Raw genomic sequence first — 20382 nt, 5'->3', positions numbered from 1 at the left:
GTCCAGCCGGCACACGGACTTTCCCCGCATCTTTTCCTATTCCAGGGAAACAGGGAGCCAGCAAAATTCGACAACAATCATGGAGGAAATTAGATGAAGTATTTTCTTGACAAGATGCAATCGATTGCTGCCGTTTCTGCTGCTTCGCTTGTTATTGTCATATCTGTGGCTGCACCCGCGGCTTCCGCCCAGGATGCCAGAACGCAAGCGCTGGAGCAGCAACTCAGGCAGCTGGAGATGAGTCTGCAAGCCGTTCGAAATGAGCTGAACCAGGTGAAAGCGGAATCCGCTCGGGAAGCGCAGAGGCTGATGCAGATCGAACAGAAATCGACGTCGATAGAAAAACGCCAGGCGGCGGACGCGCAAAAGATTGCGAAAATCGAAGAGAGTGGGGCTTCGGTCGAAAGAACTTCGGATCAAAAGGCCCACATGGTTTTTTTCCGGGGTGGCTATGCGCGTAGCAACGATCTTCGTAACGGGGTATCCATTCAAAGCGGGGGAATTGGCGGTGCCGGAGGTCAGGCGGATCGGAATGCGTGGTATATCGGCGCGGGACTGGATTTTAATCTGACAAACGATGTCTGGGGGCTGATGCCGAACACCAGTGTCATGTCGGAAGTCATGTTTGAATACAAGGAATTCGGCAGCAAGGTAGCCAGTAATGCGCTTCCTCCCCCGGGTTCCGGCGTGAACGTCAGTCAGTTCACCTTGACGGCGGCACCCAAGATCAAATTTTTCGAGGGTTCCCGTTTCAGGCCCTGGATCATTCCCGCCGGTCTTGGTCTCCATGTGATCAGTCCGCCTTCCGAATCCATCACGGTACTGATCCCCGGCGTCATGTTCGGTGTCGGTGCCGACTATCAGATCTGGAAAAACTTCTTTGCCGGTATCGATGGCCGCTATCACCTGACCAGTGGCAGAAACGATGGCATCAAGATCGATGGCATGACCGCCGGTGGCTACATTGGAATGGGTTTCTAGGGAGGTTGATTGTCCATCAATATCGTACGGGTTTAAACCTGCCTCCTGCCAGATCGGGGGTGTTGAAAAAATTCGGGCGGTTTGCCCGAATGTCGTGCAACCGCAATTCATTCATACAAAGAGGAGAAAACCATGGGCAAACTGCTCATCATTATTTCAGCTCCGCTGATCTTCGCAGGCAGTGTTCATGCTGCTGTCAATATCAATACCGCTACCCAGCAAGAGCTCCAGACCTTGAATGGTATTACTTCCGCCAAAGCCCGGGCGATCATCGAATACCGGTCGAAGGCGGGCAAATTCAGGACGGCGGAGGACCTGACAAAGGTAGACGGCATCAATCCCCGCTATCTGGATATGAAGCAGCTCTACAAGGATGTTTCAGTCGCCGGACCGACCGTTCTGAAGGTGGGGGCAAAGCCGGCGGGTAAGTAATGATGCCGCAATATTAGAGCGCGATAATGCGATAGATAATGGAGGTGGTAGGAAGGACAGGCAGCAGGGCATGGCGGTTTCCAGAAATGCATAACCTGCCGGCACGATCGCTACTTGACAAAGACCCGCTCGCGCGGGTTTTTGTTTATCTCCCGCCTGCTTTTTACACCTGGATTCAGAGCATGAAAATCTTCTCCGGCAGCGATATCTTGGAACTTCATGGGCACCCCGGTGTCAGCATGCATGTCACTCGTCGACCTGTTATAATTCCGCCCCTTTTGACATTGTAAGCCTACGAACCTTTATGCCTCGTTCCCTGCGCAATATCGCCATAATCGCTCACGTCGATCATGGAAAGACGACACTGGTGGATAAACTGCTGCATCAGGCCGGCTCCTTCGCGGCACATCAGCACATCGCCGAACGCGTGATGGATTCCAATGATATCGAGCGCGAGCGCGGCATCACTATCCTTGCAAAGAATTGCGCAGCCGATTACGAAGGCGTGCATATCAATATCGTGGATACGCCGGGTCATGCCGATTTCGGGGGTGAAGTGGAGCGTGTCTTATCCATGGTTGATGGAGTGCTGTTGCTGGTGGATGCGGTGGAAGGTCCGATGCCGCAGACGCGCTTTGTTACCAGGAAGGCGCTCTCGCTGGGACTGCGTCCGATCGTCGTCATCAACAAGGTCGATCGGCCCGGCGCACGGCCGGATTGGGTAGTAAACCAGACCTTCGATCTGTTCGACAAGCTGGGCGCAAATGAAGAACAGCTTGATTTTCCGGTTGTGTATGCTTCGGCGCTCAACGGTTACGCCACGCTCGACCTGAAACAGCCGGGCATCAATATGCGCCCGCTTTTCGACACGATCCTCAGTCATGTCAGAGCACCGGAGGAGGATGTTGATGGTCCACTGCAACTCCAGATCAGCGCGCTGGATTATTCCAGTTTCGTGGGACGCATCGGTATTGGACGCATCAATCGTGGAAGGCTTAAACCCGGTCAGGATATCACTGTGCTGGCGGGGAGCAATCCGCCCAGGAAAGCGAGGGTCAACCAGGTTCTGGGCTTCCGGGGCATTGAACGCGTCCAGCTTGCCGAGGCATTGGCGGGTGACATCGTCCTCATCAATGGCGTCGAAGAGTTGAGTATCGGCGCCACACTTGCCGATATCGACGAGCCTGAGGCATTGCCCATGCTTGCCGTGGACGAGCCTACGCTCACCATGAATTTTCAGGTGAATACTTCACCTTTTGCAGGAAAGGAAGGGAAATTTGTCACCAGCCGGCAACTGCGCGAACGACTGGAAAAGGAGTTGCTGACCAACGTTGCCATGAAGTTGGAGGAGACCAAGGATACCGACTCTTTCCTGGTTTCAGGCCGGGGCGAGTTGCATCTCACCATTCTGCTGGAGAACATGCGGCGCGAAGGCTATGAACTGGCGGTGTCGCGGCCCCACGTCGTGATTCGCGAGATTGACGGTGTCAAATGCGAGCCCTTTGAGATGCTTACGGTGGATGTTGAGGAGGCGCATCAGGGCGCGGTGATGGAGGCGCTGGGGGCGCGGCGCGGCGATCTGCAGGATATGGTTTCCGATGAGCGGGGGAGAGTGAGACTCGATTATCGCATTCCCGCCCGGGGTCTGATCGGCTTTCAATCGGAATTCCTGACCATGACGCGCGGCACGGGTCTCATGAGCCATGTATTCGACGAATATGCTCCCATGCGTCCTGAAATAACCGCACGTCGCAATGGGGTTCTGATATCCGCCGAGCAGGGTGAAGCGGTGGCGTACGCCTTGTGGAAATTGCAGGAACGTGGACGCATGTTTGTCAGCCCGGGGGAGCGCCTGTATGAAGGAATGGTGATCGGTATCCACAGCCGTGACAATGATCTGGTGGTCAACCCGATCAAAGGCAAGCAGCTCACGAATATACGGGCGTCCGGAAGTGATGAAGCCGTCGTTCTGACACCGCCCATCCAGCTCACCCTGGAATCGGCTATCGAATTCATCGCGGATGACGAACTTGTGGAGATTACGCCTAAAACCATTCGTATCCGCAAGCGTCTGTTGCAGGAGCACGAACGCAGGAAAGCGGCGCGCGCGGCGTAGGCCGGTTTCTTTCTCTGTTTTCTTCCGGTGACTGACGTGCGACCGGAAAAATACGCGCGGCGGTTCAGAGTGCGACTGGAACATTGCTTTCCTGAACCTGCTCAGTCGAAGTAATCTCGCGTGTTACCCTCATGAACGAAAAAATCCTCTGGTATGTCGCCGATCCGATGTGTTCCTGGTGCTGGGGATTTTCGCCCGTGATCGAGAGAATCCGGCAGGAGTATGGCGATCGCCTGAGGATGGAGTTATTGCTGGGCGGATTGCGCGCCGGGACCAAAACTCCCCTGCCTCCTCAACAGCGTGAGGAAATACTCCATCACTGGCATGCCGTACAGCGTGCAACAGGACAGCCGTTCAGCTTCGAAGGTGCAATGCCGGAAGGCTTTATCTACGATACGGAGCCTCCAAGCCGTGCAGTTATCGCCGCTTCCCGGATCAGTCCTGATTCAGTATTCCCATTTTTCAAGACCATTCAGTCTGCGTTTTATGTCGATCAGCAGGATGTGACCCGGCAAGAGATACTGGAACGCCTGGCCGTTGTTGCAGGACTGGATGCCCAACTTTTCTCTCAGGTATTCGAATCCGATGCCGTAAAGGAATTGACCCTTGTCCATTTTCAAAAAGTCCGCCAGTGGAGGGTGCACGGATTTCCCGCTGTGGTCGGGCAGGAGGACAGGGATTACGCGGTATTGACCAGAGGCTATTATTCATTTGAGGATTTCCGCTCGAAACTGGAAAGTTGGCTCGAGAATTGATCCCTGCGAGCTTTCGTGCCGCAAAATTTGTGATTTCCCCGGATAATTATGCAAAAAATATTCCTGGCATTCCTGGCTCCGGCTTTTGCTCTCTCGATGTTTTCGATCTCCCCGCCTGTATCGGCTGATAAGTGGAAAGATGACGGTCATCCTGGCCGGCACGGTCACGAAGGAAAAAATTGGAACAAAGGCAAGGACGGGAAAAACCACAGAGGTGGCAACAACCACAGCCATTACTATTTTGATGACCGGCAGCGTGCCATTGCTCACAACTATTATGCCCCGCGTTTTCAACGGGGGCACTGTCCCCCCGGTTTGGCAAAAAAATATAACGATTGCATGCCACCGGGACAGGCGAAGAGATGGAGAACGGGTTATCCGTTACCCCGCGACGTTGTTTTTTATGACTTGCCTCCCGTTTTGCTGCAGCAACTGGGCTATCCTGCCCCGGGCTACCGTTACGTTCGAGTGGGAATCGACATACTTCTGATTGCGGTAGGAACTGGAATGGTCATCGATGCAATCCAGGATTTGAATGCAATGTAGTAGTGTTTGGCAGTTCGAGAGGGACCGGTATCGCTCGGGATAATCTGGTTATGCGGGGTTCCACCGGCTATTTTTCACATTCCCGTGCCGGTAGACCAGCCAAAGCGCTCCAGTAGAGCTCTGAACGCCTCGCTGGCAATGATGAATGCGATAAGATATGACGTCAAGCTTAGCAGGATGATTGTCCAGATTGCTCGCCAGGGGCTCAGGGTGGAGTATTGTTTCCATTGCGAGAGAAAAGCCGCATCATCCTCCTTGCTTGCGCGGTTCAAGCTCAGTTCGAAGAGAACGTTCTCCCGCGCTCGCCGCAACGCATTCTCGACCCCTGTCCGATAAGTGGTATCGATAAGATCCAGGCGCTTTGCTTGCGCTTGCGAAGTTTCCGGAACTGTTTCCCCAGCCACCTGCGTATAAAAGTCGCGCATGCGCGCAAGGTATCGTTCATCCGCCAATAAGTCATTGACTGCTTTCTCCACAGACTTCGCTTCCCCGGCCGAGCCCATAGAGCTCCCACCGATCTTCTTCTGTTTCGCAGTCCTTATTTCCTGTATGAATCCCTCCTCCTTGCATCCGATCAGCCTGAGCCAGATCGCCTCCGCAGCTTGAGGAGATGGACCGCGCGAAGCCGACCCTGTGGAAGGAGCAGTTTCGAATAGTTTGTCAAGTTCCGCTTTAGCTGCTCTTTCGCAATCCGCATCGATTGCTTCGAGCCTGCCCTTGAGATCGTCATTCATGATGTCTGGAGGCTGAAGGATTGAACTGCTTCCCTGAGTGCAGCAGTGTAACGTAAATTTCCAGAAACAAGGGAGCGGCAAAAGTGAAATCGTAATATGCAGAGTTTCCGGTTATAGCGTTCCGCTGCCGAATAAATCAGCAGCCAAGACTCTAAGGGATTGCTGCCCTTGGTTTAAGAATTAAAATTTCATTTACCAACTTCAGTTCTTCCATGATTACTTTCTGAGTTCCTCATCTGCGAACGCTGAGCGAGGAATTCTAGCGGCGGATTCAGGCTGCCGTCATACCTCTAAAACAGATGTCCAGATTTTTCAAGATAATAATATGAGAAATCAATGACTCCATTTTAGAGGAAAATGACATCAGGTTTCCCCGAAAATTCTCCGTTATTACATCTTTTGCCCATGCAGTTCTCTGGATTGCCGCTGATTTTATTCCGGACAGCAGGGGTTATAGCGGGATTGCCGCAAAAGCATCGAGGTCGTTCACAGCGGTGGCGACGCGGCGAATCAGTTCCCGGTTGGTTTCCGGCTTTATCATTCCGCCGACAGCGAGCGACACAACCATTGCTTCGAATGGATAAACGAGGTGAGCACGGTATCTCTGCTTCAATATCTCGCCGTCAATGTTTTCGATACCACAGTTCGTGAGCTCTTGGGCATAGATAGCCAGCAGATTTGCCTCATGATTTCGCCGTACCTCGGGCGTTAGGGCGGTAGCAAGAAAATAAGCGACATCACCAATCCCTTCGCCGAAACGCACCAATTGCCAGTCGAGAAGACCCGGTTGAGTTTGGCTCCAGAACAGGTTGCCGGGATGACAATCATGATGAACGAGTGTTTGCGGTCGCCCTGAAAGAAAGCGCATGGCGCGCCGACGCTGGCGAGCATAATTTATAGCGGGTGCATGCAGCGGGAAGGGTATGAGTTTTTCCGCCTGCCGGAGCCCCCGCTTCATCAGCGGAACGGCAAGCGCAGTCCCCAGGTGATCTTCGAGTTGGCGTATGCCCGCCAGCCAGGCATATTTCTGCATAAGATCGAATTTGTTCCAGAAGCGGGCATGCAGCCGGGCCAGTTGTTTGATGACAAGTGCGGCGCGATCCGCCGTCAGGGCATCCCCAGGGTTGCCGGCAGCAGCCCCGGATTCAGTCACATCATTCAAAACCAGCGTCGCACCCTTGCCGGGTTTACTCTGACCCGCGAGAAAACCGGGTACGGCGATGGGCACCGCTTGCGCTGTTTCATTGTAGAAGCGGGTTTCAGTATGAAGTAATCCTGGCAACCCAGTAATCAGCCTTGGCCGCCAGGCCAGCGAAGGTAATTTTACAAACCACTTGCGCGAGATCGTCTCCGGACCATCATGTTCAACCGCAATCCGAACCCGTGTCGTCGTTCCTATATCGACGGAAACCAGATCTACCCTGGATACCGTTACATGGGAACAATGACAATTGACTACCCGTTGCGCCCAGCCGATATTCAAATCGCTGGGGTGGCGAGCGAGAATATTATGCTTCATTTGAAGGCTGGAGCGGAGACCGAATCCGATGAAGTTGGATGGGGAGACTACACCCGGATTTTCTTTTGGGAGATTTCCGAGGCGCATCAGAGAGGTTGCGGTCGATCAGGAATTGCGGTATGCACATTCATTTATTCAGAAATACATTGGTTCCCATAGAAAAGGGAGCCGAAGCTCCCTTTTCTATGGAATGCGACAGAAGCAGAGTTACTGATAACGTTGATCCGCAGGTGGTTGTTGCTCGTAAGAGCCGGCGGGCTGGCGATAGGATTTCTCCTTGGGCTCATCCGTGCTCAATTTCCAGTCAGGATGATAGTGTGTCTCCCTGTCCCAGTCTTTCCAGATATAGTCGGGATAGATAAGGGGTTTGGTTGGAATGACAAATGTGACCAGGTCTACCGCGCCCGTCAATGTGCGCCCGATACCATGCACGATGCCTGTAAGCAGGCCAGCGGTAAGTCCGTAGCCAAGTCCCTTCTCGTTGGTGCCTATCATGATGTTCTTCGGTACTTCGCCTATGCCTGTGACCGTGTTGGCAAGCCCATGCGCAAGCTTGTCGCCCACACCTTCCGCATAGCTGTGTGCAAACGCTGCTTGTGGCGAAACGAATAATAATGCAGACAGTATCATTAGCGTTTTCAACATATTTTTCATCGATACCTCCCTTAATAGATTAAATAAAAATTTAATTCCAACTTAATACTAGCATACCGCTGAGAAATATGGAAAAGGCATGCCAAAATTCGGGGGCTCGGCGCCCTATCTGCCGTGTAGTCAAACTGGTTGAAGGCGGGAATTTTTGGATATCAGGGCCTACAGCGAATGTACCGATTTCTCACGGCGCGGCAGCCCGCTTCAAAGTGCGGTGGAAGCAGCAAATGTGATTCTTATCTATTTGTGCTTCCCGGTCATCTTAATCATTCAGCATTCAGGCGTTCTTGCGCAAACTGTGCTACGCTTCCGCATGTTTCACGATTGTGAAACCATCATCTGACGGATTGAAAGCAGGAACTGTGGAACGGCCCCGTACAAGAAAAGCAGCTACGTGAGTTCTTTACCTAAATCGCCGGAAGCATCCAGCTTCCTGTCTTTGCGTTCGTTTCCTTCGGCATCCCTCCATCCTTCAAGCTTCTGCCTGGAAGGTGGCATCCAGTTTTCGGTGATCGTTCCCACACTCAACGAGGCCGGCAACATCGACCCGTTACTGACCAGACTATCTGCCCTTGATTTGCCGGAGGGAAGTTTCGAAGTCATCTTTGTGGACGATGGTTCCTGCGATGGAACGCCGGAAAAAGTCCGCGAATGGGAAAATTGCGGCAACATAAGACTGATCGAACGCCGGGAAAAACCCGATCTCACCCGTTCAATCCTGGCGGGTGCGGGAGCGGCGCGAGGAGATGTCATTGTCGTGATGGATGCGGACTTGAGTCATCCGCCCGAGCAATTGCCCGCCCTGATCGCGCCGATACTGGATGGGAGTCATGACGTCGCAGTCGGGAGTCGTTATGTGCCGGGTGGCAGTACCGAGGGCTGGCCGCTGCACCGGCAGTGGCTGTCCCGCCTCGGCAGCTGGCTTGCGCGTCCCCTGTGTGACATCAACGATGCGACCTCCGGATTTTTCGCATTCCGCCGCGAATTGTCAGGAACTGTTGCGGAACGTGCGGGCGGATACAAGATATTGCTCGAACTGCTCATGGCAGGGCAGGGCAAGCTTCGGGTGGTGGAAGTGCCGATCTGCTTTCGCGATCGGATCCACGGTGCGTCGAAGCTGTCGTTTTCACATCAATGGACATATTTGCGGCGGCTGATGACTCTGGCGGGCGGTACGGTTTCGGTGGGCAGAGCCGGCCGCTTCGCAGCAGCAGGATTATTTGGCGTTTTTGTCGATGCACTGCTGTTCCAATGGTTGTTGAGCAGCGGGGCAGGGCTTGCGCTGGCACATATCCTGAGTTTTTTTGTCGCTGCCTCGGTAAGTTATTCGCTCAATTTCAAATGGTCTTTTCATCTAAACCACGAAGGATACTTGCGGTGGCCGCAATTCGGGCGTTTTCTGACGGTCGGGTTGTTCGCATTGTTGATGCGTGGAGGCGTGCTGGCTCTCCTCGTTCACGGCTGGCATATGCCGCCACTGCTGGCGATATTTCCCGCTATTGGGGCCACGGCTGCCGTTATTTATATGGGCTTGGTTTTCTACGTATTTCCGGTAAAACAGAATCCACCCTCCCTGGATGTCCGGTGGCGCGTCGCCTCGTTCGGAATCGTCGCGTTTGCGGTAATGCTGCGCCTGATCTACATGGGCATGGCACAGTTGATTCCGGATGAAGCGTACTACTGGAATTATGCGCAGCACATGGACCTGAGTTTTTTCGATCATCCGCCTATGGTGGCCTGGCTGATCTGGTTCGGGACCTCGATCTTCGGTGACAACGAGTTCGGAGTACGGATAGGCGCCTTCATCTGCGGGCTGATTACAATGGGTTATCTGTACGCCCTCTCGCGCAATCTCTACGACAAATCGACCGGTATCCGCGCTGTCCTTTTGCTGACAGTGTTGCCACTCGGCTTTGTTACTGCAACGCTCATGACGCCGGATGCTCCGTTAATGGCTACCTGGGCAGCTACCCTGTACTACATGGAGCGGGCATTGATAGCGGACCAGCGATGGGCCTGGTTGGGCATGGGCATTGCATTCGGACTGGGTATTCTGTCCAAATACACGCTGGGACTGCTGGGTCTTGCAGCATTGCTGTTTGTAGTGATCGACCCGGGTTTGCGCCGCTGGTTGTGTCGGCCGGAGCCCTATCTTGCAGCAGCGCTTGCGCTAACGCTGTTTTCTCCCGTTATTGCCTGGAATATGGAAAACGACTGGGCATCCATTATGTACCAGTCCCAGCGCGCGACGGGAATAGGCAACAAGTTTTCCTTGCACCTGCTTTTCTTTCATATGCTGCTTGTCCTGACGCCGGTTGGTTTCGTTGCAGCATTCATGGCGCTGGTCGTGCGCAATGATGAGCGAGCGGTCAACCCCCTGATACGCAGACGCCGCCTGTTCATGCAGGTATTCACGATTGCGCCGCTCGCGGTATTTTTCTGGCTCAGCCTGTTCGGCTGGCCGAAATTCCACTGGACTGCGCCCGTCTGGCTGGCGATTCTGCCGGCAATGGGGTGGATGTTGGGCCAGACGGATCACTGGAGCAAGGTGGCAAGCCGTTTGCGGGCAGCATGGAAACCCACCATAGGAATCTGTATGTTTCTCTATGGATTGGCACTCCATTACGTCGTCCTGGGCATTCCTGGCATTCCCTACGTGGGTTTCAGCGAACACTACTTCTGGCGCGAAACCACGCGTGAAGTCGAACGACTTGCGGCAGAAGTGGCGCAGCAGACCGGAAAAAAACCGCTTATAGTGGGGATGAGTAAATGGTCAGTCGCGAGTTCCTTGTCGTTTTATAACGATAAAAGCGAACCGCTGGATATTCGCGGACGCAACATGTTCCTGCAGAGCGCGGCCATGTATGATTTCTGGTATCCCTCGGAACCCCCGACGGATCGTCCTATTATTCTGTTTGGAATGAAAACACATCAGCTCGAGCATGACATCGATGGCAACGATAACATTACTCCGCTGCTGGTGCAGCCTGGGCCGATCAGGGAATTGAAGATAGAGCGGGAAGGGAAGCCGCTGCGCGGGATATATTACCGGGTTGCACAAGGTTATCTCGGTCTCCCGGCAACCGATTCTCAGGTACGCTAGCCTCTCGCCTTCCATTTTCCTTGGCGTTGCGCCTTACTCGTTAACAGGTCCTATATAAGAGTGCCTCCTTTCTCCATTTCCTATCATGACCATTTATGCTAAAAGCATAATGCGGAAAATATCAATGAATCATATGATGTCGCTTGCACGCGGGTTGATCTTTATCCTGTTCTCTACGTACAGCATGATGGGGTTACCTGCCGGGAAAGATGAAAGAATTGCTGATACTTCGCAACAGAAAGAGGTTGCCATCACGATTTATGGCAATAATCTGGGTTTGATAAAAGATACGCGCCACCTTGGTCTCACGCGCGATTTCAATCAACTCATCTGGCTTGATGTTGCAAAGCAGATACGTCCGGAAACGGCACGATTGCGTAATCCTGCTCATTTCCGTGGATTTCGCGTACGGGAACTGAGTTTCGACCTCGATCTGTTAACCCCTGGAAAACTGCTGGAGCGATACATCGGCAGGGAAGTAACGGTCGTTCATGCGAATCCAGCGACAGGGAAGGAGAGTAGAGAGACCGCTATAGTACTTTCCGCACATAACGGCGGAGTGTTCAAGTATGCGGATCGCGTTGAAATCGGCAACCCCCATCTGGACCGATTGGCTTTCCCTGCTGTTCTCGCGGGATTACAGGACAAGCCCAGTCTGGCTATTTCCTTCGTCAATCCGGTTGCCGGCGAGCAGGACCTGGAACTTTCCTATTTGACAACGGGGTTATCCTGGCGAGCGGATTATGCAGTGGAATTGAATGAGCGCGAGGAGCATGCGGATATCCAGGGCTGGGCGACCATAACCAATCAAAGTGGAACAGCCTACCTGAACGCTGCCTTGCAACTGGTTGCAGGGGATGTCAACCAGGTGCGCCAAGGCGCCCCTGTGCCGCGCCATGTCATGGCCATGGCAAAAATGGCGGAGGCGGCCGACCTGAAACAGGAGCCGCTGCTTGAATATCACCTCTATACCCTCGATCGCCCCATAACACTGGCGGAGAACCAGATCAGGCAGGTAGGGCTGATGTCTGCAACCCGCATACCGATGAAGAAGGAACTGGTTTTGACAGGTTCCGATTATTACTACTCCGGAAAATATGCTGATATAGGGCAGAACCTGAAGCCGGCGGTATTTCTCGAATTCAGGAACAAGGGAGAAGGACTGGGAATTCCCCTGCCTGCAGGAATAGCACGAATATATAAAAAAGACTCACGCGGCCATATCCAGTTTGTGGGTGAGGATCAGGTGGATCATTCGGCTGCAGGTGAAATTGTCCGGCTGAAACCGGGAAACGCATTCGATGTAACAGTGGAAAGAAAACAGACGGATTTCCTGAAGTTGGCGGGAGAAGGACTGACGGACTCGCGGGAGGGGAACACGTTCGAGAGCGCATTTAAGATTCTTTTGCACAATGCCCGCAAAGAAACTGTCGCCGTGACGGTCCGGGAACCAATACCCGGGGATTGGCAAGTGGTATCCGAATCACAAGCACACAGCAAGGTCTCTTCGAATATGGCGGAATGGAAAGTGGTTGTTCCTGCCGGCGGCCATAATGTTCTGAACTATCGGGTTCGTGTAAAAAACTTCTGAAAAAGTCTCTGTACTCTTTATCCTCTACGCCTTATTCCTTTCGGGCAGCTGGAAACAGGCTGAGAGATGAGGGTGAGGGCGAAGTGGAAAGAACGCCGATCCAAAAAAGGAAACCCGGTGGAGCTTCGCTTCCACCGGGCCCTGTCAGCCGGTTTAATACTCTTATTGAACGGTCACGTTGATCTTTTTCGGCTGGACCGGTTCGCGTTTGGGGATGACGATTTCCAGAACGCCCAGATTGGACTTGGCGGATATCGCGTCCGCGTTGGCAGTGTCCGGCAAGCTGAAACGGCGATGGAAGGAGCCGTAGGCGCGCTCGACACGCTTGTAGCCTTCCTTCTCGGTGGTGGCCTCGGTTTTCTTTTCGCCCTTGATCGTGAGCATGCTTTCTTCCATGCTGATATCGATATCTTCGGGTTTTACACCGGGAAGATCAGCCTGAAGAACGAACTTGTCCGCTTCTTCCTTGATATCCACTGCCGGCGCCCATTCGGCGGTCGCGGCGGATCCGTCGCCGGCAACGTTCTCCCGCGCACGATCCAGTTCCCGATGTAATTGGTGGAGCAAGCTCCACGGTTCATACCGACTAATAGCCATAATATCTCCTTTGAATAAATGTCTGACATCAAGCTGATGCTGTGAATCAGCACTTATTAATCAATATAGGTTCGTTTGGCTATTTTTCAACCGATCCCTTCGATTTTTTTGCTACCTGAGCCTCTGGATTTGTTCAGCAGCTTCCTAGGCGTGGTTGTATAGTGAAAAGTGGCAGAGAACGCTGGAGCTGCTGCTGGGGAGGAGGGTGGCAAAACAGAGGAGACCCGCTGTGGCAGGAGGGCGGGGATAGGGAAGGTGCGGGTTTCAGATTTTGCTACACCAGCGGCAACTCGCCGCTGCGAACGCCGATACCCGCAATTTTTTCCACGGCACTGACGAAGTTCGGGTTTTCGTGCAGTTTCACCAGCGAATCCGGGTTTGGGCGCCCGCGCATGCGGGCGAGACGAATCACCCCAAGGGCGGGCAGGTCCCAATGTAGCTCCGCGAGCAGCATTTCGGCCGCTTCCGGGTTATTACACAGAAGCACCATGTCGCATCCCGCATGCAATGCTTTCTGGGCCCGCTCCACCGGATTGCCTGCAAAAGCTGCTCCCGCCATATTCAGATCGTCGCTGAAGATACACCCTTCGAAACCCAGCTCACCCCGCAAAACCTTTTTGAGCCATACTTCGGAAAAACCGGCCGGTAATGCATCCACCTTTGGATAAATGACGTGGGCAGGCATCATGCCGGTAAGGCCGAAACCGATCATTTTACGGAATGGAATAAGATCGTCCATTTCGATCTGCGCGTAAGTTCGTTCGTCCACCGGCATTTCGAAATGGGAATCGGCCTCGATATAACCATGACCAGGGAAATGTTTGCCCACCGCTGCCATTCCGGCTGATTTCAACCCGCTCATCAGGCTATGGGCCAGCTCGGCAATGGCTTGCGGGTCACGGTGAAAAGCACGGTCGCGGATGACGCTGCTTTGGCCATAATCCATATCCAGGACCGGTGTAAAACTGAAGTCCACGCCCGCAGCCCGTAGTTCCGCCGCCAGGACATATCCCGCCTCATGCGCCAGATGCCGCGCCTGGGCAGGATGCTCATCCCAGATCCTGCCCAGTTCTCGCATGGGGGGCAGGCGCGTGAAATCTTCCCGGAAACGTTGAACTCTGCCTCCTTCGTGATCGACGGCGACCAGGAGTGGCGGCGTTCGCAGCGCATGGATTTCAGCAGTCAGATGCATGAGTTGCGCAAGCGAGGAATAGTTGCGCGTGAACAGGATCACCCCTCCAACCAGCGGGTGCCGGAGTTTTTTCTTATCGTTGGCGGTGAGTTGCGTGCCTTCGATATCGAGTATGACGGGACCGAGCGACATTTATTTTTCCAATATGACAAAAGCGCAAGCGAGGTTCAACTCGTCACTGATGGAGAGATGGTGACGGGTGATGCCTTCGTTTTGGACGAGGGTATGCAATTCAGGGTGGAATTTGAAATAGGGTTTGCCCAGGGTATCATGGGTTACTCCGATATGGCTCAGGCTGACAGGATGACGGATACCCGTGCCAAAGGCTTTGGCGAGGGCTTCCTTGGCGGCAAAACGCTTTGCCAGGAACATTGCGGGCTGCATGCTTTTTGCATATTCCGGCCACTCCTCGTCTGTCAGCAGGCGCCGGGCGAAACGCTCTCCGTATTTTTCCAGCAGGCGCGTAATACGCGAGGTTTCAACCAGATCGGTTCCGATCCCATAGATCATTTACATGCTTCCAGCATCAGGTTTTTCATTTCCCGGACTGCCCGCTCGAAGCCCACGAACAATGCACGAGCCACGATCGCGTGCCCGATGTTGAGCTCCGACACGCCAGGGATTGCGGCGATTGCCTGAACATTCAGGTAATGCAATCCGTGCCCGGCGTTGACCGTGAGTCCGTGGTTCAGGCCCTTGCTTACCGCCGCCCTGACCCGCTCCAGCTCGCCTTGCTGCTCGTCCGTCGTTTGCGCATCGGCGTAATGTCCAGTGTGAATTTCGATGACCGGTGCCCCTGCCTCGACGGACGCATCGATCTGCGCGGGCTCGGCATCGACGAAGAGTGAAACCCGGATACCGGCTTCAGCCAGCCTGTGGCATGCGCGTTGTACTTGCTCGAAATGCCGTGCCACATCGAGTCCGCCTTCGGTTGTCAATTCTTCGCGCCGTTCCGGCACAAGGCAGATATCATGGGGTTTGATGCGCAGCGCAAATCCGATCATTTCATCCGTGACCGCGCTCTCCAGATTCATGCGGGTCTTGAGGGCGCCGCGCAGGATTTCCACGTCTCTATCCTGTATGTGGCGCCGGTCTTCGCGCAAGTGCAAGGTGATGGCATCTGCTCCGGCCGATTCGGCAATGAGTGCCGCCTCTATCGGATCGGGATAGGTTGTACCGCGCGCTTGGCGCAAGGTGGCGACGTGATCGATATTAACGCCGAGTTTGATCATGATAGTGGGAGAGTTTTCCTGATTCGGCTTTTTTTCAATGATTGCCTGAATGATATTTGCTCTCCCGCACATCTGGAAGAGGCAGGAGAGACCGGGCAAAAAATGACTATATTATAATAGCGTGTGCAGCGAAGACACTATGTACATAAAAGCGGATCGCCAAGTTGATTGCCTTTGGGGACATTATTCTTTGGGTCGTTACTCCTGACCGGCCCGTATTTGATTGAAGAGGGCGACTATAAATCCCGCGTCTGAAAACCTGCAAGGGGGAAAGGGTGATTCGGAGAAAATGTCGGACCCGCGCGTTTTCTTCGCGGCGGAGCGGACACTTTTAGCATGGGTGCGCACGGGGTTGACGGTCATCGCGCTTGGTTTCGTCGTCGCCCGCTTCGGTCTGTTTCTGAATCTTCTTGTGGCTTCCGGGGGGATTTCCAGAAATGGAGGTGCTGCCAGCGCTCATGGGCTCTCCGGTGTATTCGGCATTATTCTTGTGCTCTCAGGCACCGCGACCATTCTCGGCGCATTGCTCAATCACAGATATTATGTAAGCTCGTTGCCGCTTGAGGATCTGCCCAAGCTGTCCTTACCCTGGCTCTCATCGTTCCTGTCTTTATCGGTTGCTACCATAGGATTTCTGCTGGCAATTTACCTCTTGTTTACATGAAACATACAGGGAGTCGAGCATGTCAGAAAGGGGTTAGCAGACCCTAGCTCGTGAATCGGCTGCCGCCATTTCTGCCGTCTCTGACAGGTGTGTAATGGCTCAGATGACATTCAATGGTATTTTGAGATATGAAATACCGTTATTTTCGCGCGGCGGCATGAGCTCGCGCGGCGGCTTGATTGGGGATATCCAGAAGCAAAGCGATCTAAATAAAGGCTGGGGATTCTACGCTGAACACAGCGCCGCACTCTTCCGTGAGGATGGTTTACCCTCTGTCGCCTGCTGACTTCGTCCTGTTCCTCAGGGATGAGCATTACAATTGCTGAAACTCTTTCAGTAACTGGCGTGTATGTAATGGCTTATCTCCCAGATAGTGGCTGAGAAGGTGGCGCATCAGGATCCTGCTCTGCAGACGGGTCAATGGCGCTAAATAGTCTCCCTGATACATATCCAGCAGTGTTTTTCCACTTAACTCGAGATTAAAGGGGCAGCTGCCGTTGCTCGACGCAATGGGGCCGCGCTCGATTTCGTAGCAGTACATCTGGGTTGGTTTAATCGGTTTTCCTGATGAAACATCGTGATCGAGCGTCAAGGCATAACCCATTTCCTGCAGGAGACGCTGCTCGAAGCGGCGCAGTATGGGAATATAATCACTTGCCGTACTCAGATCGGACAAGGCCTCCTGATAGCAGGCAAATAATCGCTCGTGCGGATCATTGCGGTGCAATAGCCGTATCAAAAGTTCATTGAGATAAAATCCGCATATCAGGGCAGTTCCCTGTAAGGGTAATTGTCCACCTTGCCATTCCGCCTTATGCAAAGTGCGTAATTCGGACTTTCCTCCCCAGCTCAGCAGGAGAGGCTGGAATGCGCGCAGCAATCCCCGTAGTGGAGATGTCGGCCGCTTGGCGCCTTTCGCAACCACGGCAATGCGCCCGGAATTTTGCGTGAAAACTTCCACGATAAGGCTGGTTTCAAGATAAGGATAGCTATGCAACACAAAAGCGGGTTGTGCTTCCTGCCGTTGTTTATCTACGTTCATGTTTTAGCGAGCGCCCCTGCTACGATCTTCGCTTGTGCGGTTTTCCGCACGCTCCGGGTCGCAGCTTCCTTCGGAAGGCACTGCTCCACCCTCCGCGCTGGCGCCCAATCGCTGCCTGCGGGATTCCGGAAAATTGATTGAGCGGTACAGAAACCTGATATTCATGGCGCCAGTAAACCCGCTCCGGGTCACACCTTCCTTTGGAAGGCACTGTTCCACCCTCCGCGCTGGCGCCCAATCGCTGCCTGCGGGATTCCGGAAAATTGATTGAGCGGTACAGAAACCTGATATTCATGGCGCCAGTAAACCCGCTCCGGGTCACACCTTCCTTTGGAAGGCACTGTTCCACCCTCCGCGCTGGCGCCCAATCGCTGCCTGCGGGATTCCGGAAAATTGATTGAGCGGTACAGAAACCTGATATTCATGGCGCCAGTAAACCCGCTCCGGGTCACACCTTCCTTTGGAAGGCACTGTTCCACCCTCCGCGCTGGCGCCCAATCGCTGCCTGCGGGATTCCGGAAAATTGATTGAGCGGTACAGAAACCTGATATTCATGGCGCCAGTAAACCCGCTCCGGGTCACACCTTCCTTTGGAAGGCACTGTTCCACCCTCCGCGGGTTACTCATACCCGAGCGTCTTCAGCATCCGTGCATCTTCGGCCCAGCCGCTTTTGATCTTTACCCAGATCTTGAGATAAACCTTGCCACCGAAGCTTTCTTCCATGTCTTTGCGCGCCTGGGTAGCGATCAGCTTCAATTTTTCTCCGTCCTTGCCGATGACAATTGCTTTCTGGCTGGATTTATCGACCACAATGGAAGCGTGAATCCTGCGCAGCTCGTCTTCCACCGTAAACTGGTCAATGATGACGCTGGTGGAATAAGGAATCTCTTCTCCCAACAGCCGGAACAACTTTTCGCGAACCAGTTCCGCCGCTATGAAGCGTTCATCCCGGTCGGTTACTTCATCTTCCAGGAATAATGGCGGATTTTGCGGCAGGTGCGGCCGTATCGCAGCTATCAATTCGGGCAACTGCCCTCCATTCTCGGCACTTATCGGCACCATGGCTGCGAAATCAAATTCCTTTGACATCTTTTCGAGGAAGGGAAGCAGTTGGGATTTATCCGTCAAGCGGTCTATTTTGTTCAGGGCAAGAACCACAGGCTTGCTCTTTGGCAGGAGTTTCACCACCAGCTTGTCGCGATCGTCGAAGCGCATCGCTTCGATCACCAGTATCACGATATCCACATCCCGCAGCGTCTGAGTGACCAGACGGTTCATTCCGCTGTTCAAACGGTTTGTATGCCGTGTCTGGAAGCCCGGAGTGTCGACAAAAACAAACTGGGAGTATTCATCAGTGAAAATTCCATGTATGCGGTGCCGCGTCGTCTGGGATTTTTTTGATGTAATACTGATCTTTTGGCCGACCAACCTGTTTAACAGAGTGGATTTTCCTACGTTGGGGCGGCCAACAATGGCAATATACCCGCTGCGATAAACAGGGTCTGCAAGGGAAGCTTCAGTGTTCATCAGAAGAGGTTTTGCGTCATATACATTCGGGTAACTCCCTCGCAGCCTTGCTGTTGGAATATTTTGGCTGTGGCAGGAAGCGCTTCACAGTCCAGAAAAGCACGAAAGGCAGTTCTAATGCGACTGGAGTTGCTCATAAGCTTGCCGGGCCGCGTGCTGTTCCGCACTGCGACGGCTCGTGCCTTCGCCCAGGGTGCGGATTTGAGGCCGGGAAATCACGCATTCCACCTGAAACTGCTGCTGGTGAGCTTCGCCTCGGGTAGCAACGACAGCATACCGGGGTAGCGCCAGCTTGCGGCTCTGGAGATATTCCTGCAAAAGGGTTTTGGGATCCTTGCCGAGGGCATGGGTGTTCAGCTCCCCCAGGGAGGGAATGAAAAGATTTTCAACTGTCTTCTCGGCCTGCTCAAAACCCGCGTCGAGATATATGGCGCCAATCACAGCTTCCAGCGCATCCGCAAGAATCGAAGGCCGCTTGTCTCCTCCACTTTTGAGCTCACCTTCGCCAAATCGGATAAGCTTTCCCAGCTCAAGCGTTTGCGCCAGTTCGGCCAGCATCTTCTGGTTTACGAGGTTTGCCCGTATCCGGGACAAACTACCTTCGCTGAGATCGGGAAAATGATGGAATATCAATCCGGCGACGGCGCAGTTGAGGACGGCGTCACCCAGAAATTCAAGCCGTTCGTTGTGAGGTATGCTGTGGCTGCGGTGCGTCAGGGCTTGCCGCAGCAGTTCGGGTCGACGGAAGGTGTAACCGAGTTTCCGGCACAGTGCCGCACTCTCCGTATTCCGGTAAGCTGTCCCCAATTTTGCGCGTCCCCTCCGACCAATTATGGCGACTGATCCACCACATGCTCAAGGTCCTGATTGCCGCCCGAATTACTTGATCGATAATCCGATGCGTTTCAGGTCGCTGAAATTCCACCAGATCATGAAAGCCTTGCCCACAATGTTCTGGTCGGGTACGAATCCCCAATAACGACTGTCACTGCTGCTGTCGCGGTTGTCTCCCATGGCAAAGTAGTTGCCGGGAGGAACCTTGCAGGTAAATCCACGATCGTTATAGCTGCAATTTTCATGATGGGGGAAGGGAAGCACGCCCCCTAGCTGGATACTATGCTCCTCCAGGGGATTGATAAGGACATTATAGCGGTGATTTCCGAGTGACTCCGTATAGCTGCGGCTGTAAACGAATTTCAGGCCCGATTCCACATAGGTATATTCCCCGTTCGGCTCCATCCTCACCGGCACGTTGTTGACGCTCAGCTGCTTGTCACGATAGGTGATGATATCTCCCGGTATCCCTACGATACGCTTAATGTAATCCATGGAGGGATCGACCGGGTAGCGGAAAACCATGACCTCTCCACGCTGAGGGGAGTTTATATCCATCAGCTTGACGTTGGCGACCGGCAATCGGATACCATAAGTATATTTATTGACGAGAATGAAGTCTCCTACCAGCAGAGTCGGAATCATCGAGCCCGAGGGGATTTTGAAAGGCTCAACCAGGAAAGAGCGCAGGCAGAACACGACAAGAATCACCGGGAAAAAGCTTTTCGGATACTCCACCCACCATGGCCCCTGGTCTCCCGGCGCGCGGTGTCGGTGCAGCACGGTACGATCGAGCAGGGCGATACTGCCGGTGATTAACAGCAATATCAGCATAATGAGCGGAAAGTTCATTCTTGTTCCTTAT

22 protein-coding genes are annotated in these 20382 nt (G+C 53.6%); 9 read left to right on the top strand and 13 right to left on the bottom strand.

What is annotated here, in order from left to right:
* Positions 1-93 precede the first annotated feature (93 nt).
* From NMUL_RS09290 to NMUL_RS09270, 5 genes are all read left to right on the top strand, one after another.
* The gene (locus tag NMUL_RS09290) at positions 94-981 is read left to right on the top strand and encodes a hypothetical protein (RefSeq protein WP_011381089.1); all 888 of its coding nucleotides are present in this window, start codon (positions 94-96) and stop codon (positions 979-981) included.
* Between the two features lie 132 nt (positions 982-1113).
* The gene (locus NMUL_RS09285; RefSeq protein ID WP_011381088.1) at positions 1114-1413 is read left to right on the top strand and encodes a ComEA family DNA-binding protein; all 300 of its coding nucleotides are present in this window, start codon (positions 1114-1116) and stop codon (positions 1411-1413) included.
* A gap of 304 nt (positions 1414-1717) precedes the next feature.
* Complete coding sequence (gene typA / locus NMUL_RS09280) at positions 1718-3529, top strand: translational GTPase TypA (RefSeq protein WP_011381087.1); 1812 nt, start codon at positions 1718-1720, stop codon at positions 3527-3529.
* 131 nt (positions 3530-3660) lie between these two features.
* Positions 3661-4284, top strand: coding sequence for a DsbA family protein (locus NMUL_RS09275; RefSeq protein ID WP_011381086.1), 624 nt, complete (start codon positions 3661-3663; stop codon positions 4282-4284).
* A gap of 48 nt (positions 4285-4332) precedes the next feature.
* Positions 4333-4830, top strand: coding sequence for a hypothetical protein (locus NMUL_RS09270; protein WP_011381085.1), 498 nt, complete (start codon positions 4333-4335; stop codon positions 4828-4830).
* Positions 4831-4904: 74 nt separating this feature from the next.
* Here the strand turns inward: NMUL_RS09270 and NMUL_RS09265 are convergent, their stop codons facing one another.
* The 3 genes from NMUL_RS09265 to NMUL_RS09255 form a co-directional block, all read right to left on the bottom strand.
* Positions 4905-5564 (bottom strand): hypothetical protein, encoded by a 660-nt coding sequence (locus NMUL_RS09265; RefSeq protein WP_011381084.1) that lies wholly within the window; start codon positions 5562-5564, stop codon positions 4905-4907.
* Positions 5565-6015: 451 nt separating this feature from the next.
* Positions 6016-7083: a phosphotransferase gene (locus tag NMUL_RS09260; protein WP_041353085.1), complete on the bottom strand. Its 1068-nt coding sequence runs from the start codon at positions 7081-7083 to the stop codon at positions 6016-6018.
* 207 nt (positions 7084-7290) lie between these two features.
* Positions 7291-7737: an exosortase system-associated protein, TIGR04073 family gene (locus NMUL_RS09255; protein WP_011381082.1), complete on the bottom strand. Its 447-nt coding sequence runs from the start codon at positions 7735-7737 to the stop codon at positions 7291-7293.
* Between the two features lie 505 nt (positions 7738-8242).
* Here NMUL_RS09255 and NMUL_RS09245 point away from each other — a divergent pair.
* A complete protein-coding gene (locus NMUL_RS09245; RefSeq protein ID WP_011381081.1) occupies positions 8243-10837 on the top strand; it encodes a glycosyltransferase family 39 protein in 2595 nt (864 codons plus the stop codon).
* A 133-nt stretch (positions 10838-10970) separates the two neighbouring features.
* The gene (locus NMUL_RS09240; RefSeq protein WP_041353083.1) at positions 10971-12428 is read left to right on the top strand and encodes a DUF4139 domain-containing protein; all 1458 of its coding nucleotides are present in this window, start codon (positions 10971-10973) and stop codon (positions 12426-12428) included.
* 162 nt (positions 12429-12590) lie between these two features.
* Here the strand turns inward: NMUL_RS09240 and NMUL_RS09235 are convergent, their stop codons facing one another.
* The 4 genes from NMUL_RS09235 to pdxJ all read right to left on the bottom strand — a co-directional run bounded on the left by NMUL_RS09235 (position 12591) and on the right by pdxJ (position 15449).
* A complete protein-coding gene (locus NMUL_RS09235; protein ID WP_011381079.1) occupies positions 12591-13025 on the bottom strand; it encodes an Hsp20/alpha crystallin family protein in 435 nt (144 codons plus the stop codon).
* Between the two features lie 274 nt (positions 13026-13299).
* A complete protein-coding gene (gene nagZ, locus NMUL_RS09230; protein WP_011381078.1) occupies positions 13300-14349 on the bottom strand; it encodes a beta-N-acetylhexosaminidase in 1050 nt (349 codons plus the stop codon).
* Positions 14350-14727 carry a holo-ACP synthase gene (gene acpS / locus NMUL_RS09225; RefSeq protein ID WP_011381077.1) on the bottom strand — a complete coding sequence of 126 codons (378 nt, stop codon included), beginning with the start codon at positions 14725-14727 and terminating at the stop codon, positions 14350-14352. It abuts the gene before it with no gap.
* A complete protein-coding gene (pdxJ, locus tag NMUL_RS09220) occupies positions 14724-15449 on the bottom strand; it encodes a pyridoxine 5'-phosphate synthase (protein ID WP_041353082.1) in 726 nt (241 codons plus the stop codon). Before pdxJ ends, acpS begins: the two co-directional genes overlap by 4 nt.
* Positions 15450-15738: 289 nt before the next feature.
* On the opposite strand from pdxJ, the gene NMUL_RS09215 reads away from it, so the two are divergent.
* Positions 15739-16113, top strand: a complete 375-nt coding sequence (locus NMUL_RS09215; protein ID WP_011381075.1) for a YidH family protein — start codon at positions 15739-15741, stop codon at positions 16111-16113.
* 94 nt (positions 16114-16207) lie between these two features.
* Positions 16208-16399 (top strand): hypothetical protein, encoded by a 192-nt coding sequence (locus tag NMUL_RS09210; protein ID WP_041352520.1) that lies wholly within the window; start codon positions 16208-16210, stop codon positions 16397-16399.
* A gap of 27 nt (positions 16400-16426) precedes the next feature.
* Here the strand turns inward: NMUL_RS09210 and recO are convergent, their stop codons facing one another.
* The 6 genes from recO to lepB all read right to left on the bottom strand — a co-directional run bounded on the left by recO (position 16427) and on the right by lepB (position 20369).
* Positions 16427-17155 (bottom strand): DNA repair protein RecO, encoded by a 729-nt coding sequence (gene recO / locus NMUL_RS09205; RefSeq protein ID WP_011381074.1) that lies wholly within the window; start codon positions 17153-17155, stop codon positions 16427-16429.
* Positions 17156-17158: 3 nt separating this feature from the next.
* The gene (locus tag NMUL_RS15985; RefSeq protein WP_167535574.1) at positions 17159-17320 is read right to left on the bottom strand and encodes a hypothetical protein; all 162 of its coding nucleotides are present in this window, start codon (positions 17318-17320) and stop codon (positions 17159-17161) included.
* A 153-nt stretch (positions 17321-17473) separates the two neighbouring features.
* On the bottom strand, positions 17474-17782 hold the full coding sequence (locus NMUL_RS09200; RefSeq protein ID WP_011381072.1) for a hypothetical protein: 309 nt from the start codon (positions 17780-17782) through the stop codon (positions 17474-17476).
* On the bottom strand, positions 17775-18683 hold the full coding sequence (gene era / locus NMUL_RS09195; protein ID WP_011381071.1) for a GTPase Era: 909 nt from the start codon (positions 18681-18683) through the stop codon (positions 17775-17777). The genes NMUL_RS09200 and era overlap by 8 nt, the downstream gene beginning before the upstream one ends.
* Before the next feature lie 114 nt (positions 18684-18797).
* Positions 18798-19490: a ribonuclease III gene (gene rnc, locus NMUL_RS09190; protein ID WP_011381070.1), complete on the bottom strand. Its 693-nt coding sequence runs from the start codon at positions 19488-19490 to the stop codon at positions 18798-18800.
* 72 nt (positions 19491-19562) lie between these two features.
* Entirely contained in the window at positions 19563-20369 is an 807-nt protein-coding gene (lepB, locus tag NMUL_RS09185; RefSeq protein WP_011381069.1) for a signal peptidase I, read from the bottom strand.
* Positions 20370-20382: the final 13 nt, after the last annotated feature.

The organism is Nitrosospira multiformis ATCC 25196 (assembly GCF_000196355.1).
GTDB lineage: Bacteria > Pseudomonadota > Gammaproteobacteria > Burkholderiales > Nitrosomonadaceae > Nitrosospira > Nitrosospira multiformis.
Note: the sequence above shows the minus strand (reverse complement) of the source record. Positions and strands in the feature narration are given on the sequence as shown.

Bases quoted from the DNA above. Each gene is read 5' to 3' on its own strand.
- NMUL_RS09290 (WP_011381089.1), top strand. From the start codon at position 94: ATGAAGTATTTTCTTGACAAGATGCAATCGATTGCTGCCGTTTCTGCT.
- pdxJ (WP_041353082.1), bottom strand. From the start codon at position 15,449: ATGATCAAACTCGGCGTTAATATCGATCACGTCGCCACCTTGCGCCAA.
- acpS (WP_011381077.1), bottom strand. From the start codon at position 14,727: ATGATCTATGGGATCGGAACCGATCTGGTTGAAACCTCGCGTATTACG.
- NMUL_RS09235 (WP_011381079.1), bottom strand. From the start codon at position 13,025: ATGGCTATTAGTCGGTATGAACCGTGGAGCTTGCTCCACCAATTACAT.
- NMUL_RS09260 (WP_041353085.1), bottom strand. From the start codon at position 7,083: ATGAAGCATAATATTCTCGCTCGCCACCCCAGCGATTTGAATATCGGC.
- NMUL_RS09240 (WP_041353083.1), top strand. From the start codon at position 10,971: ATGATGTCGCTTGCACGCGGGTTGATCTTTATCCTGTTCTCTACGTAC.
- NMUL_RS09275 (WP_011381086.1), top strand. From the start codon at position 3,661: ATGAACGAAAAAATCCTCTGGTATGTCGCCGATCCGATGTGTTCCTGG.
- lepB (WP_011381069.1), bottom strand. From the start codon at position 20,369: ATGAACTTTCCGCTCATTATGCTGATATTGCTGTTAATCACCGGCAGT.
- era (WP_011381071.1), bottom strand. From the start codon at position 18,683: ATGAACACTGAAGCTTCCCTTGCAGACCCTGTTTATCGCAGCGGGTAT.
- NMUL_RS09255 (WP_011381082.1), bottom strand. From the start codon at position 7,737: ATGAAAAATATGTTGAAAACGCTAATGATACTGTCTGCATTATTATTC.
- recO (WP_011381074.1), bottom strand. From the start codon at position 17,155: ATGAACGTAGATAAACAACGGCAGGAAGCACAACCCGCTTTTGTGTTG.
- typA (WP_011381087.1), top strand. From the start codon at position 1,718: ATGCCTCGTTCCCTGCGCAATATCGCCATAATCGCTCACGTCGATCAT.
- NMUL_RS15985 (WP_167535574.1), bottom strand. From the start codon at position 17,320: ATGAATATCAGGTTTCTGTACCGCTCAATCAATTTTCCGGAATCCCGC.
- NMUL_RS09215 (WP_011381075.1), top strand. From the start codon at position 15,739: ATGTCGGACCCGCGCGTTTTCTTCGCGGCGGAGCGGACACTTTTAGCA.
- NMUL_RS09200 (WP_011381072.1), bottom strand. From the start codon at position 17,782: ATGAGTAACCCGCGGAGGGTGGAACAGTGCCTTCCAAAGGAAGGTGTG.
- nagZ (WP_011381078.1), bottom strand. From the start codon at position 14,349: ATGTCGCTCGGTCCCGTCATACTCGATATCGAAGGCACGCAACTCACC.
- NMUL_RS09265 (WP_011381084.1), bottom strand. From the start codon at position 5,564: ATGAATGACGATCTCAAGGGCAGGCTCGAAGCAATCGATGCGGATTGC.
- NMUL_RS09270 (WP_011381085.1), top strand. From the start codon at position 4,333: ATGCAAAAAATATTCCTGGCATTCCTGGCTCCGGCTTTTGCTCTCTCG.
- NMUL_RS09285 (WP_011381088.1), top strand. From the start codon at position 1,114: ATGGGCAAACTGCTCATCATTATTTCAGCTCCGCTGATCTTCGCAGGC.
- NMUL_RS09210 (WP_041352520.1), top strand. From the start codon at position 16,208: ATGGCTCAGATGACATTCAATGGTATTTTGAGATATGAAATACCGTTA.